Origin of the sequence: Streptomyces viridiviolaceus, assembly GCF_014650995.1 — a bacterium.
Taxonomy (GTDB): domain Bacteria; phylum Actinomycetota; class Actinomycetes; order Streptomycetales; family Streptomycetaceae; genus Streptomyces; species Streptomyces viridiviolaceus.
The window spans coordinates 215,758-230,499 of sequence record NZ_BMWA01000014.1 but is presented as its reverse complement, the minus strand read 5'-3'; the positions used below and the strand labels follow the sequence as shown (position 1 = coordinate 230,499).

The 14,742-nt window shown below is 70.1% G+C and carries 11 protein-coding genes; 5 read left to right on the top strand and 6 right to left on the bottom strand.

Annotated elements, in window-relative coordinates:
• Positions 1-33 precede the first annotated feature (33 nt).
• Positions 34-363: a GNAT family N-acetyltransferase gene (locus IE260_RS22205; RefSeq protein ID WP_189874531.1), complete on the bottom strand. Its 330-nt coding sequence runs from the start codon at positions 361-363 to the stop codon at positions 34-36.
• 252 nt (positions 364-615) lie between these two features.
• On the opposite strand from IE260_RS22205, the gene hchA reads away from it, so the two are divergent.
• Positions 616-1,497: a glyoxalase III HchA gene (gene hchA, locus IE260_RS22200; RefSeq protein WP_189874529.1), complete on the top strand. Its 882-nt coding sequence runs from the start codon at positions 616-618 to the stop codon at positions 1,495-1,497.
• 107 nt (positions 1,498-1,604) lie between these two features.
• On the opposite strand, the gene IE260_RS22195 is transcribed toward hchA, so the two are convergent.
• Together IE260_RS22195 and IE260_RS22190 are read right to left on the bottom strand one after the other, a co-directional pair.
• On the bottom strand, positions 1,605-4,613 hold the full coding sequence (locus tag IE260_RS22195) for a 3-keto-alpha-glucoside-1,2-lyase-like domain-containing protein (RefSeq protein WP_189874527.1): 3,009 nt from the start codon (positions 4,611-4,613) through the stop codon (positions 1,605-1,607).
• A gap of 306 nt (positions 4,614-4,919) precedes the next feature.
• Positions 4,920-6,167 carry a glycosyltransferase gene (locus IE260_RS22190; protein WP_189874525.1) on the bottom strand — a complete coding sequence of 416 codons (1,248 nt, stop codon included), beginning with the start codon at positions 6,165-6,167 and terminating at the stop codon, positions 4,920-4,922.
• A gap of 285 nt (positions 6,168-6,452) precedes the next feature.
• On the opposite strand from IE260_RS22190, the gene IE260_RS22185 reads away from it, so the two are divergent.
• A complete protein-coding gene (locus IE260_RS22185) occupies positions 6,453-7,859 on the top strand; it encodes an MFS transporter (protein ID WP_189874523.1) in 1,407 nt (468 codons plus the stop codon).
• 178 nt (positions 7,860-8,037) lie between these two features.
• Entirely contained in the window at positions 8,038-10,455 is a 2,418-nt protein-coding gene (locus IE260_RS22180) for a glycoside hydrolase family 84 protein (protein WP_373303383.1), read from the top strand.
• Between the two features lie 90 nt (positions 10,456-10,545).
• Here IE260_RS22180 and IE260_RS22175 read toward each other — a convergent pair whose 3' ends face one another.
• Positions 10,546-11,628 (bottom strand): protein kinase family protein, encoded by a 1,083-nt coding sequence (locus IE260_RS22175; protein ID WP_189874521.1) that lies wholly within the window; start codon positions 11,626-11,628, stop codon positions 10,546-10,548.
• A gap of 137 nt (positions 11,629-11,765) precedes the next feature.
• On the bottom strand, positions 11,766-12,233 hold the full coding sequence (locus tag IE260_RS22170; protein ID WP_189874519.1) for an STAS domain-containing protein: 468 nt from the start codon (positions 12,231-12,233) through the stop codon (positions 11,766-11,768).
• A gap of 110 nt (positions 12,234-12,343) precedes the next feature.
• Between IE260_RS22170 and IE260_RS22165 the strand changes: the two genes are divergently transcribed.
• Positions 12,344-12,691, top strand: a complete 348-nt coding sequence (locus tag IE260_RS22165) for a helix-turn-helix transcriptional regulator (protein WP_189874516.1) — start codon at positions 12,344-12,346, stop codon at positions 12,689-12,691.
• 54 nt (positions 12,692-12,745) lie between these two features.
• On the opposite strand, the gene IE260_RS22160 is transcribed toward IE260_RS22165, so the two are convergent.
• Complete coding sequence (locus tag IE260_RS22160) at positions 12,746-14,161, bottom strand: FAD-binding oxidoreductase (RefSeq protein ID WP_229881038.1); 1,416 nt, start codon at positions 14,159-14,161, stop codon at positions 12,746-12,748.
• Positions 14,162-14,429: 268 nt separating this feature from the next.
• Between IE260_RS22160 and IE260_RS22155 the strand changes: the two genes are divergently transcribed.
• Positions 14,430-14,615, top strand: coding sequence for a hypothetical protein (locus IE260_RS22155; protein WP_189874514.1), 186 nt, complete (start codon positions 14,430-14,432; stop codon positions 14,613-14,615).
• Positions 14,616-14,742 lie beyond the last annotated feature (127 nt).

Genomic DNA, 14,742 nt, shown 5'->3' with positions numbered 1-14,742 from the left:
CCTCCGCCCAGGGCAAGGGTCCCGGCGCGAACCTCAGTCCGTGACCTTGCTGCGGTTCTGGTAGGCGAGATCGCGATACTCGGGATGGCGCATCATCCACCCCGAGATGAAGGGGCAGGTGGCCAGTACGGGCAGGTCCCGACGGCGGGCGTCGTCGAGGACGGCGCGGGCGAGGGTGGAACCGAGCCCGAGTCCGTTGTAGGCCTCGTCGACCTCTGTGTGGGGGTAGACGACGAGCTGGTCGGTGCGCAGGTAGTCCGCCAGGCCCACCGTTTTGCCGTCGACACGGATTTCGAAGCGGGATGCTTCGGGGACATCGACGACTTCCACGTGGTTGTCGGCCGGAGCGGTGGGCGTGGACATGGGCTTCTCCTGGTTCGCAGATCGTTACGTGCCGAGCCTAGCCCGCCGCGGCGTGCGTGATGACATGAGGGACTTCCGGGCCGAGCCTGCCGAGGACGCCCGCGCGTGGAGATCCACCTGCCCCGCCGGCTCCCCCGCGTTACCATGGTCGTAGATCATCTCTCAGGGGCGGACACGTTCGCTCTCCTCCGCCAGTGGGCCTTTCGAGCCACTGCCGAGACTCTCAGGCCATCACCAAATCAGGTGGTCAGCATGTCAACTGCCGCAGACGATCTGAGCAGGGACCCCACACCGGATCCGGCCGAGGACAACGCGTACTTCCCTTCGCCTTACTCCTTGAGTCAGTACACCTCCCCGAAGACCGACTTCGACGGAGTGCAGCACAAGGGCGCCTACACCCAGGGGAAATGGAAGGTGCTCATGATCGCGGCTGCGGAGCGATACGTGCTGGTGGAGAACGGCAAGATGTTCTCCACCGGAAACCATCCGGTCGAGATGCTTCTGCCGGCTCACCACTTGATGGAGGCGGGCTTCGACATCGACGTCGCCACAGTGGGGGGCTACCCGGCGAAGCTCGAACTGTGGGCCCTGCCGCAAGAGGACGAAGCTGTCCTGGCAACGTACGAAGCCCTCAAGCCGAAGCTCAAGCAGCCGAAGGATCTTTCCGACGTCGTCGCCGATGATCTCGGTGAGGGTTCCCCCTACATCGCCGTCTTCATCCCGGGCGGGCACGGGGCCGTGGTCGGTCTGCCGACCAGTGAGGCGGTGACCGGGACACTTGACTGGGCGCTGGCGAACGACAAGTTCGTCATCACCTTGTGTCACGGACCGGCCTCGCTGCTCGCGGCCGCATCGGGCAAGGAGGAGTCGCCCTTCAAGGGATACTCCGTCTGCGTCTTCCCCGACTCGCTCGACGAGGGGCCCAACCTCGAGATCGGCTATCTTCCCGGTCCTCTGCCGTGGCTCGTCGCCGGTCTGCTGAAAGAGCAAGGGCTGAATGTGCTCAACGATGACATGACCGGAAAGACGCACCAGGACCGCAAGCTCCTCACAGGCGACAGCCCCCTAGCCTCCAACAGCCTCGGTCTCCTCGCAGCCGATGTCCTGGTCCGGGCGGTCCGGGAGGCCGACTGAGGGTTGCCGACGGTGAGCGGTCCGTGCCGGGCCGGAGGCTGGGCGGGAAGGGGGCGCGCCTGCGGTGTCTCAGGCGCGCCCCCTTCCTCAGGAGCTCACCGCCGGCCTTACGTCAGCGGTTGGATCCGGATGTCGCGGAAGCGCACCTTGTTTCCGTGGTCCTGGAGGCGGATGGCGCCGGCCGACGGTCCCTCCGGGGCGCCCGCGCCGGTCGGGCCGTCGATCTCGACGTCGTCGTGGATCTTCTGGCCGTTCCACACCACGGTCACCCGCGCACCGGCGATCTTCTTGCCGCTGTCGTCGAAGCGTGCCGCGCGGAAGGTGATGTCGTATGTCTGCCAGGTCTCCGGCGCCGTTGCCGCGTTGACGTCCGGGGCCTTCTTCAGGTAGATCGCCCCGGCCTCGTTCGTGTCGAGAGTGGGGTCACCGTACGAGTCGAGGATCTGGAGTTCGTAGCGGTCCTGCAGGTAGACGCCGCTGTTGCCACGGTTCTGGCCGGTCACGTCGTCCGGCAGGAGCGGGACCCGGAACTCCACGTGCAGCTCGAAGTCCTGGTAGGCGTCCTTGGTGCGGATGTCGCCACAGCACACCTCCATGGACTGCTCGGCGGTCAGTGGCCACTCGACGGGCCTGCCGTCCGTGTGCTGCCACTGGTCCTGGGAGTCGGCGGTGCCGTCGAAGAGGGTGACCCCGGTGCCGTGCGGGCGCACGGTGATCAGGTCGAGATTGACATGGCCGGAGTCGCCGGGGTCGTACCGGTACGCGATGGTGTTCTTCCCCGCGCGGAGACGGACGCGCTCGGTCTGCGTCGACCACGCTTCCCAGGTGACGGTCGATGCGAGCTTCGTCTGCCTCAGTTTCTCCCCGTTGACGTACAGCGAGAGGGACTTGGTGCCCTGGTAGGGGTTGGGCCCGTTGGAGTAGCGCAGGTTCACGTCGTGGTCGCCCGCCTCGGGGACGGTCACGTCGAACGTCGTGGCGGCCTTGCCCTCGGTGTTGTAGCGGTCGACGAAGCCGCTGCCCGAGTAGCCGGAGTGGTCGGTGTTGACACCGGCCGTCCCGGTGAGCCGGGCCTCCTCGGCCTCGTACAGGGTGGCGGGCGGCGGCTGCTTGCCCGGCAGCGCGTTGAGCGTGTACCAGGCCTCCGTGCTCCAGAGTGCCTCGCCGGACGCGGAAGCGAACGGCCGCGGTGAACGGACGTGCACGACGCGGTCCGGCTTGAGCCCGTCGAGCCGCAGCCGGACCGTGCGCCCGTCGTCGGCGAGTGTCGCCGAGCGAACGGTGAGGCGCTCCTCGGCGATCTTCGGTCCGCCGTAGTCCGACGTCGGGGTGTAGCGCCACTGTTCGGCCTGGTAGCGGGAGGCCAGTTGCTCAGCGGTGGCCTGCGACAGCGGTTGGGTGTACTCCAGATCGAATCCGCCGGGTACGGCCCGCATCTGGTGGATGTCGAAGGTGTTGCCGCCGTTGGGGGTCAGCTTCTGCAGACCGAACTTCAGCTTTCCTTCCTGGCCCCAGTTGCCGTCGGCACCGAGTCCGCCCGCATAGATCGCACCGTCAGGGCCCATGGTGATGCGGTTGACGCCGGCTTCGAGTCCCTGGGTGTAGCGGAACACGGCACCCTGGTACTGACCCTTCACCTTTTCCAGGTAGGCGCGTTGGAGTCCGCCGTAGGTGACGTCACCGATGAGCATCTGCCCGGCGAATCGGCCCTTGGTCAAGTAGAGCGGTGTGCTGGGAGAGTTGGCGATCTCGTTCTGGGGCAGCCACAGCACCGGCTGGGTGACCGGACGGTCGTCGAAGGGACCGGCGGGCTCCGTGTAGTGGTTGAAGAAGCGGTCCTGCTTGATCTGGACGAGCTTCGATGCGGGCAGCCAGCCTCCTTGGTTGTCGGTGGTGAAGATGTCGCCGCCGGGGCCCCAGCCGATGCCGTTCGGGGTGCGCAGTCCGCCCGCGACCGGGTGGATCTTGCCCGTCCGCTTGTTGATCTTGTACGTGGTGCCGCGGCCCGGCGCGGGTTGGGGAGTCGTGGTCGCCCCGCCGTAGTTGATCGCGACGGACAGGTTCACGTAGAAGTGGCCGTCGCGGTAGAGCAGCCCGAAGGCGAACTCGTGGAAGTTGCCGCCGTACGGCCACGTGGCGACCGTACGGTACTCGTCGGTGACGAGGTCCCGGTCCTTGTCGACCAGTTGGGTCAGCTCGTGCTTCTGTGAGACGTACAGCGAGCCGTCCACGTACTTGATGCCCATGGGTTCGCGCAGTCCGCTCGCCACCTTCTTCACCGTCACCTGCTGGCGACTGGTGTCTCCGGTCACGTTGTCCAGGACGTACACCTCGCCGGCCGTGTTCTGGGAGCCGCCCCAGGTGGTGATCGCCAGGCGTCCGTCGGGCAGCCAGTCCATGCCGCTGACCTGAGGCTCGAAGCCGTCCGGGCGCAGGTCGGTGAGGTCGAGATCGGGGCGTACGCCGGTCAGCGGAAGGCCGTCGCCCGGACTGTCCGAACCCCCCTCGCACTCCTTGCGTCCCGGGGCGGTGACCCGGACGACCCCGGCGTCGGTGCTCAGCGCCTCGCTCGGCACGACACCGAAGCCGTCCGCGCCCGGCGGTTTCCACTCCAGCACGAGGCGCTGCTCGCCGGTCCGCTCGAAGTAGTCGATGCGGAACGGGTGTGATCCGGCGGTGAGCTGGACGGTGCCGTCCTTCGGTTCGGCGGCGTGCAGTCCGTCGTGGTCGATGACCGTCCGGTCGTCGACGGTGAGCCGCGAGCCGTCATCGCTGGTGAGCCGGAAGGTGTACGTCCCTTCGCTGGGGACGACGAGGTATCCGGAGGCCTCGGCCACGAAGTTGTCGGCGAAGCCGCCGAAGTCCTCGGCCGCGGACCAGTCCACGGCCGGCATCAGCTTGTCGTGGTTGGGCGTCTGGCCCGGCTTGAGCGTGCACAGCTTGCTGAGCGGGACCTGGGTGTCGAAGACCCGCAGGGTGACGCCCGGTTCCTGGGGCGGGATGTCGTCGAGGGCGACGGCGGGTGGTGGCGCCGCCCACGCACCGCCGGTGAGGAAGGCTCCGACGAGCAGGGGGATGAGCCGTCTTCGGGCACGCTGGAACAGCCGTTGATGCATCGGTCCTCCAGAACGGGACCGGAGGCCGCCGGATCGCACTCCGGTCGAGCTACGCCCCTTCGCGGGTGCGCGCAGAGGCGGTACTCCTGCGGTTTCGCCGACACGCTAGGCGACTTCTCCCGAGTGCGTCCATACTTTGTCATCGATGAGTTCAAAGTCCGGTGGGCGGAGCCTCCGTCGGAACTCCGGCGCCTCCTGCGCTTCTTGCGCGCACCTGGCCACTCCCGCGAGGCGTCGCCGGCAGCGGCCGACCGGGCGGTGGCCGGCGTGAAGCACGCGGCCGGAGCGAACGTGACATCCTCCGGGTCACGGGCCGAGTCGGGTCAGCGCGGCCAGTACGGGAGCCGCTCCGTCCTCGGTGGCGAGGCGGTCGGCGATCCGGCCGGTACGAGCCCGGTAGGACGGGTCGCCGACGGCGCGGCGCAGTGCGTCGGCCAGGAGGGGAGCGGTCAGCCGCTGGTGCGGGACACAGGTGGGCGCGCTTCCCATGGCGACGAGCCGGTCGGCCCAGAAGTACTGGTCGAGCTGGCCGGGCACGGGTACGGCCGGCACTCCCGCACGCAGGCCGGCTGCGGTGGTGCCCGCGCCCGCGTGGTGCACAACGGCGGCCGTGCGAGGAAGGATCCAGTCGTGCGGCACCTCGGAGACGGTGAGGATGTCGTCGCCCTCGACGTGCAGCCCGCTCCAGCCCGATTGCACGATGCCGCGCATCCCCGCGGTGCGCAGGGCCTCGGCGACCAGAGCACTCAGTTCCGTCGCCTCCGCGCCGGCGAAGCTGCCGAAACTGATGAACACCGGCGCGGGGCCCGCCCGCAGGAAGTCGACGATCCGGCTGTCGGGACGCCATCCGGTGGGCCTCGGTGGCCACCAGTAGCCGCACACCTGCAGTTCCGCGGGCCAGTCACGCGGTCGCGGCACCACCACGGGGCTGAAGCCGTGGTAGATCACCTTGCTGCGCGGGGCACGGCCGGTGGCGCCCCGGTGCCGCAGCGGCAGGTCCAGCTGCCGGCGCAGCCTGGTCACGGCGGGTGCAAAGGCATGGCTGGTGAGCGAGCGCAGGGCGTGGGCGGCGAGCAGGTTGCCCCGTGGCCCGAGGGAGCGGCAGCCGCTCAGGGCAAGCGGTGCGAACGCCCCGGTGGGTGCCGTCGGCTGGAGGTAGGCACCCAGGCAGGGCACGCGCAGGGCCTCGGCGACGGGTCTGCACAGGGGGTCGGCGAGGGACGAGGCCAGCAGGACGTCCGCGCCCTGCCGCACCGCTTCCAGGACCCCGTCCGTCAGGCGGGGCAGGAACGACTGGAAGTGCCGCAGCGCCCGGCCCAGCTTCACCGGTGCGGTCGCGGCGCGTGCGAGTCGCCTGCCGTGGGGTGACCTGATCTCATGCCAGGGATCGGCCGGGAGGGGGTGGTGGTGCAGCCCGTGCGTCAGGACGGCTTCGGCGAACCGGAGATGGGTGGTCAGGGCCACCTCGTGACCGGCTGCCTGCAGCCGCAGTCCCAGACCGAGGTAGGGAGCCACATCGCCCCAGGTCCCCACCGTGACAATCAGTACGCGCATGGAACGGAGTATGTCGACGCGGCGGCCTTCCTCGGTGTTGCCGCGTCGACACGAACGCCCGGGAATGCACCGGACAGCCCGACGCGTGCCGTCGAATCCGGGCGGGGCGCGCCGTAGAGGGTCCTGATGACGCCGACGCTTCCCTCACGCGTTCGGATGATGAACCCGCTCGGCCCTCCTCCTCGCCGGAAGCGAGAGGAGGGCATGGCTCCTGCCGCGCGCCCCGTATGTCCCTTATCGTCGACTTCGACATGGAGCCATCGCGGACGGGACGGAGTTGGGGCTGTGGCGTTCGCGGAGTCCGCCGACAGCGGTGAGTCCGACCCTTCTCCCGAGCCCGAGCCGCGGTCCTGGGCGCCGCTGCTGGCGGTGTGCGCCGGGTATTTCATGGTGATCCTGGATGTGACGGTCATCAACGTCGCCGTGCCGGTGATCGGCCGGGAGCTGTCGGCCTCGCTCACCGGCATCCAGTGGATCACCGACGGCTACACCCTTGTCTTCGCCGGGTTCCTGCTGACCGGCGGCGCGCTGGGCGACCGGCTGGGAAACCGGCGAGTCTTCTGCTCGGGCGTGGCGGTGTTCACGGTTTCCTCGGCCGCGTGCGCGCTCGCACCGAGCGCCGCCTTCCTCGTCGCGGCCCGACTGGTGGAAGGGCTGGGGGCGGCACTGATCGTGCCCGGTTCGCTGGCCCTGCTCCAACAGGCCTACCCGGCGCAGGCCGCACGCTCGCGGGCCTTCGGGCTCTGGGGTTCGATGGCGGGCGTCGCGGCTTCCGCCGGGCCGCTCCTGGGCGGGCTGCTCGTCTCCACGGTGGGCTGGCGCTGGGTGTTCCTCATCAACCTGCCCGTCGGTGCGGCCTGCATGGCGCTGACGTTGCGGCACGTCGCGCGCTCGCCCCGGCGCGCCGACCGGGCCCTGGACTGGCCCGCGCAGTGCGCGGTCGTGGCTGCGGTGGCGCTGCTGACCGCGGCGCTCAACGAGGCCGGACGGCGAGGCTGGTCCGATCCGGCCGTCCTCTCCGGGCTGGGCCTGGCCGTGCTGGCCGCCGTGGCGTTCACGGTGCGCGAGCGGCTGGCCCGGTCTCCCGCGCTTCCGCTGAGCCTGCTGCGGTCTCGCGCGATGAGCGGCGGAGCCGCCATCGGCCTGCTGTTCAACTTCGGTTTCTACGGCATGGTGTTCACCGCCAGCCTGAACTTCCAGCACCAGCGCGGGTTCAGCGCCCTCGACACCGGTCTGGCGCTGTTCCCGGCGGTGGCGATGACCATGTTCGCCTCCGCCCTGTCCGGGCGACTGACCCGTCGCACCGGCGATCGCCCCCTGGTGACCTCCGGCATGGTGCTGGCGGCGCTGGGACTGGCCGGCTGGGCCGCGGCGGGAGCCGACCCCGCCTACTCGCTGCTGGTGGCCCCGATGGCGGCCGCCGGGTTCGGCACCTCCTTCGCCCTCACCGGGTCGACCGCCTCCGTGATGGGCGCCGCTCCCCCGGCGTACTCAGGGGCCGCCTCCGCGCTGTTCAACACCACCCGGCAGATCGGCAGCGCCGCCGGCGTGGCGCTCGGCGGCAGCCTGCTGGCCACAGCCACCGACTACAGCACCGGGCTGCGCACCAGCATGGCCATCGGCGCACTCGCCTACCTGACCGCCGCGGTGCTCGCGTGGCTGTGCGTGCCGGCGAAGCCCCGCAGGACATAGGGCGGCGTGCCGGTGCTCCAGGCCGGCCGTGACGACGTGTCCGGTCACAGGGCGACCGGAGAGCGTTGGCCAGAGTAAAGGCATCAGGGTCGAGAGGTCTAGACCCCATACCCCTTACACCTCCAGGCCACAGCCCGCATCATCTTCGGAACAAGGCGACTTATTGGTCCAGACCATGATGGGAGGGCTCATGGGAAGATGCGCGAGAATCGCCCTGACGGCCGGCGTATGCTTCGCACTAGCAAGCACTGTGACGCTGGAGGCGCGACCGGCGGCCGCCGTCGCGGACACCGTTCCCCGCGCGGCGTCCGCGCCGCCGCCGGTCTCACCGACCCCGCAGTCCCTCGCCCGCGCAGGCCGCGACGCCGTCGTGACCGGCCGGGTGATCGTCGTGGCCGACGAGGACACGGACGCCGGTGCCCGCGCCCGCCTCGTCCGGGAGTTGACGGCACACGGGGCCCACCGGGTGGACGTCGTCGCCCCCGGACAGGTCCCCCGGGCAGCGGCCGGCCTGCTTACCGTACGGCTCGGCCCGGCCACGCGTCCCGACGTCGAGGCCGCACTCGGAGACACAGCGGTACCGGACCACGCCGAGGGCTACGCCCTGCGCGTCTCGGGCGACAGGCCGGGCGCGCAGATCGTCCTCGGTGGCAAGGACGCCGCGGGCCAGTTCTACGCGGTGCAGACCCTGCGTCAGCTCTTCGTCCGTGACGGTCGCCAGGGCTGGAAGGCGGCGGGCGTGCGAGTCAGCGACTTCCCGTCGATGCCGCTGCGGGGCACCATCGAAGGCTTCTACGGACAACCGTGGACGCACGCCGAACGCCTCGACCAGATGGACTTCTACGGAGACGTCAAGGCCAACACCTACATCTACGCGCCCAAGGACGACCCGTACCACCGGAGCAAGTGGCGTGAGCCCTACCCGGCGGACAAACAGGCAGAGCTGGGCGAGCTGGTCCGGCGGGCCACGGCGAACCATGTCCGCTTCACCTTCGCCGTCTCCCCCGGGGAGTCGATCTGCTACTCCGACGCCGCCGACCGCAAGGCGCTCAAGGCCAAGCTCCAGGCCCTGTACGACCTGGGGACCCGCGCCTTCTCCATCCCGCTCGACGACATCAGCTACACGCGCTGGAACTGCGAGGCCGACAGGGCCGCGTTCGGCGAGCCCGGCCGTGGAGCGGCCGCGAGGGCACAGGTCGACCTGCTCAACGACGTGCAGCGCACCTTCATCGCCACGCACGAGGGTTCGCAGCCGTTGCAGATGGTGCCCACCGAGTACGGTGACCTCACCGACACGGCCTACAAGCAGACACTGCGGGAGACCTTGGACCCGGCGGTCGAGGTGATGTGGACCGGCACGGACGTCGTGCCGCCGAAGATCACCAATGAGGAGGCCGACAAGGCGTCGGGGCTCTTCGGCCGCAAGGTCTTCGTGTGGGACAACTACCCGGTCAACGACTTCGGCAACACCAGCGGACGGCTGCTGCTCGCGCCGTACGACAAGCGTGAGGCCGGCCTGTCCGCCCACCTCTCCGGCATCGTGGCCAACCCCATGAACCAGCCGTACGCCAGCAAGGTCGCCGTGTTCGGCGTCGCGGACTTCACCTGGAACGACCGCGCGTACGACGCGGGGAGGAGCTGGCCCCGTGCCATGGCCCACCTCGCCGGCGGCGACCGCGAGGCCACCGACGCCCTGCTCGTCCTCGGGGACCTCGAACACCTGGCCCCGACCTTCGGCGCCACGCCCTGGCAGCCCCAGGCACCCGACCTCACCCGGAGGGTGGAGCGCTTCTGGGAGGCGTGGGACGACGGGAGCCGCACCGAGGCGGTCGAGGCCCTGCGCGCTCACGCGACCGCCGTCGAGCAGGCTCCGGCCACCATCCGCGGCGGATCCGTGCAGGAGGGATTCGTGAACGACGCGGGTCCCTGGCTGGACGCCACCGAACTGTGGGGCAAGGCGATGGTGACGATGCTCGACGCGCTCGCGGCGCGGCAGGCGGGGGACAGGGAAGCCTCGGACCGACTGCGGGCCGAATCGAACGACCTGCAGCAGCGGGCCCGTGCCGTGCGGGTCGATCCGCCGCGCAACTCCTGGGGCAGGGTTCAACCCAAGGTCGGTGACGGGGTGCTCGACTCCTTCCTCGTACAGGCCGATGTCCGGCTGGAGCTGTGGGATGCCGCGGGCGGCGGCGAGAACCTGGCCCTGAGGGGGACGGCGACGGCGTCCAGCGTGGAGCAGAACCTCGACAGGCTGGCACCCCGGTATGTCAACGACGGCCGCATGGGCACCCGTTGGGCATCGGGCTATTCGGACGACGAGTGGGTGCAGGTGAAGCTCGCCGCCCCGGCGAAGGTCGCGGCCGTGACGCTGGCCTGGGAGAACGCCTGCGCGACGGAGTACACCGTCCAGACCTCCCAGGACGGGGTGAACTGGAGGACGGCGTCGACCCAGCGCCCCGACGGCTGCGGCAACGACGTCATCCGGCTCACCGCCGGGGAGACGGTGCAGTACGTCCGCATGCAGGGCGTCTCACGGAAGACCACCTGGGGCTACTCCCTCTACGAGATGGGCGTTTACGGAGCACCCGCGTCCTGACGGACGGGGTGTGCAGCCGTCCTCGGGTCCACAGGGCGCCGGCCCCTCCTCGAAGCTTCTCGGGGACGGGGCCGGCTTCCCCGTGCGGGCTCACCGCGTCGGCGTCGAGGCACCGGCCAAGGCCCGCCGGAGGGCGACGGCGGGGAAGGGGGTGCGTTTGCTGTGCGTGAGCAGTCGATGATGGAAGTCATCCAGGATGACCGCGTGCGGAGCGTGCCGGTCGATGATCGCGCTGATGTCGGGCGGAACGCCGTCAGGTCGGTGGCCGTCGGTCCATGCCCGCAGGAAGGTCCCGAGTTCGGTGCCACCGCGCACGCCGTCGGGCAGGTGATGGCGCAACAGGTGGCTCGGCGCGTAGGAGCGGTCGTACACGAGGTGATCGGTGAGGAAGGCGTCCTCCTCCGCCGATAGGTCGAAGGCGCGGCTCAGCGCGAGCCCGAAGTCCGCGAAGTAGATGCGGCGGCCGTCGGTGAGGACGTTGGCGAAGTGCGCGTCGAAGTGGACCAGTCCGCGGGCACTCATGAACTCCGTCCCCCGCAGCAGCGCTTCGTCGGCCCATCGGTAGGCCGACTCGCCCCTTACGTCCGCACGGGCCGTGCAGCGGGCGTCGCTGAGCCAGGCGGCGAGCGTCCGAGGCACATGTTCCAGGAAGAGTACGAGGCTGGAGGAAGACCTCCCGATCGCCTCCAGCCGGCGGCGCACGGCCGGCGAGCCCTCCCAGTGCGCGACGGCTTGTCCGACGCCTCCGAACACGTCGACGAAGCCGGTGGGAGCACGGTCCGGCAAGACCCGCCAGTGGTACAGCAGCGGGAAGCCCTCGTACTCGTTCTCCAGTACCCAGCCCGTGGCCATGATGTGCGCGGCCAGCTCACGCCAGGCGCCGAATCCCGTCGACCCCACACCGTACTGGTAGAAGAGGGGAAGGCCGAACAGGTTGGCTGTCGACCGCACATGCTCCGGTTGCAGCTCGAGGTCCGTCAGCGGAACCCGCTTGACGAAGACGCGGACCCCCTCGACTTCCATCTCCGCCGACCTGCCGCCCATGCCGGACCCCAGGCTCGGCGCGGCCGCCACAGCCCGCGCGAGCCTGCGGTCGCTGAGCAGGGACAGCCGTGCCCCTACGGCGGCATGCGCGGACACCCTCTCGGCATGTCCCGATCCGGTCACGTCCATCGGCGGCTCCAGCCTGTCGTCTCGAAGCCCGGCCGCCATCGATCATGTCAGGGATCCGAGCGCGGCTCCAGAAGCCGGCGTCGAGGGCGCCCGAGGAGCCGCGTGTGCCCGGCTCACCCGCCCGGGGCGACGACCGCTCAGCTCCGAGGGCGGTGAGGACCCTCGCTTCCGGTGCCGGCGTCCCGGTTGGTTCCGGGGAGGCTGACGGGTGGTGCGAACAGTGACCGGACGTCGGCCAGCTCCAGGAGCCGTTCGACGGCCGGGCCGGCGGCACGGATCGTGACGGTCTTGCCGCACTGGTGTGCCCGCCGCCGCAGTGTGAGGAGGACGTTCAGTCCGGAGCAGTCCATGAAGGCGACGTCCTCGAGATCCAGGTCGACGCCTCGTCCGGCATGCCGCAGGAGATCGCCCAGGGCGCGCTCGAGTATCTGCTCGGCGTCCCGGTCGATCTCGCCCCGCAGCGTGGCGACGGTGGTGTCCACCTCATGACGGACGCCGAGGCTCAGGGCATAGGGCAGCTCCGCGCCGAGACTGATCGTTGCGTCGACCTGCTCCAGCCGTGCGTGTGGGGTCGGCTCCGGCACCGCGGCATCCCTCCCAGGCATGCGTCAGCCCTCCTCACAGGTCGACCCCTCACGAGAACGCGTCATAAGATACAGGAAAAGTATGTCGTGTTTATAGCCCTCTCCAGGCGCCCCGGGTAAAGTCACTCGTCATGGAAGGAGCACCCGAGCCCCACAGTGGATGGACGTTCATCACCAATCACGCCCGCGTGCTGGCCGCCGTCGCCGACGACTCCCACGCACGTATCCGGGACATCGCCGCCCATTGCAGGCTCACCGAGCGCGCGGTGCAGCGGATCATCGCCGATCTGGAGCAGGACGGCTACCTCTCGCGGAGCCGAGAAGGGCGCACGAACATCTACCGCATCGAACCGGACAAAGTGCTGCGGCATCCCGCCGAAGCCGGGTTGTCCGTCGCTTCCCTGCTTTCCCTCCTCGTGAAGGACGAAGCCGACCGCGGCAAGCAAACACCTGCCGCGGCCACCGGTACGGAGCCGTAAGCCGTCGGCCACGTCCGGCGACCGCACCGCTGTCCGGCGGACCCGTTCACCTGCTCACGGCCTGCGCGCGGCCATGGCGAAGAGGCCCTCCGGGTCGTACACGGCCCGGGTGCGCTCCAGTCGTTCCTCGTGCGGGCCGAAGACCGCGCCCCGCAACTCGCCCGCGTCCTCGCCGAGCCCGGCGAAGTTGACGTACGTCCCGCCGCTGGAGAACGGCTTCATGGCGTCCCACGCCGAGCGAGCCCACCCGATCGCGGTCTCGTCCAGGGCCGGATCCCGCCAGCCCGCGTCGATGCTCACGTTGTAGCGCGCGGACCGATACGCGAACGCGCTGTCCTCGGGGCCGACGCGCGCCACGGCGCCGCCCAGGGTGCGGACGACGATCAGGCTTTCCGGAGTCGGTCGCCGGGAGTACCAGTCGACCAGCGTCCGGATGGCCTCGTCGCTCAGCTCGTCCGCGAAGTGCGACTTCATGAAGTAGCGTTCGCCGTCGGGAAACCGCCAGGTATTGGCGCTCTGCAACGCGACGTAGGGCAGGGTCCCGCTCAGGTCGACGAGCGGCGGCCCCAGTTCGCGTTGCGGGGCCAGCGCGGAGACGGCACCGTCTCCCGTCGGCCCCCCGTACACCGCGCCGATCATCACGCAGTTCGACCGGTGCAGTTCCTGAGGGATCGCGGGATCCGCGGGCACGCTCCACAGCAGGAGTTCCGGCGTGACCGTGTCCGGCGCGGTGTACGTCGCGTCGCGCCAAGCCCGCATCACCTCCTCGGCACGCTCGTACGGGTGGAGGGCCAACACGCCTGCCACCTCGGGGCCGAGCCGGTGGAGACCGAACTCGAAGGACGTGACGACTCCGAGTCCCCGGCCGCCGCCGCGAGCCGCCCAGAAGAGTTCGGGCTCCTCCTCCCGGCTCACCGTGCGGACGACACCGTCCGCGGTCACGATCTCGAGTGAGCGGACGCTGTCGCAACTCAGACCGAACGTCCGCATCACGAAGCCGAATCCGCCGCCGAGCGTGAGGCCCGCGATCCCGGTGGCCGAGATCTCGCCGCCCGGTGTGGCCAGTCCGAACAACTGGGTCTCGGCATCGAGCTCGCCCCAGGTCACACCGGCCTGGGCGCGCGCGGTGCGGGCGGCAGGGTCCACGTGCACGCCCTTCATCCGCGACAGGTCGATCACCAGACCGTCGTCGCAGACCGCGCTGCCCGCCACCTGGTGCCCGCCACCGCGGATGCTGACCGCCGGACGGTACTCGCGCGCGACCCGCACCGCTTGCACCACGTCCGCCGTGCCGGCGCACCGGGCGACGAGAGCGGGCCGGCGGTCGATCAGGCCGTTCCAGACGGCCCTGGCTTCGTCGTAGCGGGGGTGCCCGCGGTCGATCACCTCGCCCCGGAGCCAGCTGCGAAGCTCGTCCGCCATCGCCTGTTCCGTGGCGACTGTCAGTGGGGCGCCCTGCTCTGCCGGCATTGGCGTCACCTTCCCCGGTGCACGCTGATGGCTGCCATCCTCTCTCCACGCTAGTCCGTGGTCGTCGCGCCCGCATGCGGGCGCGGGTGCCGCTGGTGGGCGGCGTCGACGAAGCGGGCCCTCGCCCTCGCTTCGCATCCCTCTTCCGGCTGACGGGAGTGGCCCGGTCGGCGTCACTGGGGCACCTTCCAGGACTGCGCTCGGATACAAGGAATGCCGATCATCTCACTGAGGGGAAGGAAAGTTCATGTGCTGTCGCGCTGTTGCCGTGGCCGCTTGCACCACCGCCCTGCTCGCGGTCCTCGCCCCTGGCGCCTCGGCCCACGCCGACGCCGACGGGCCCGACGACCGGCGCAGCAACGTGCAGCAGAACGTGGCGGGCTCTCGGTGCGGCGCGTTGCCCGACCTCGTCACCAGTCCCGTCGGCTTGCCGGCACCGAAGCTGTGCGAATGAGCAGGGGTTGTGCGTGACGCATCAATGCTTCGCCACGGCTTCCGGGCGTCGGAAACACCGGCCGGTGTGCTCGCCCCTGACGCGGGCTTCCGGTCGGACGGCTGCGTGGACCGGATGAGGGCGCGGC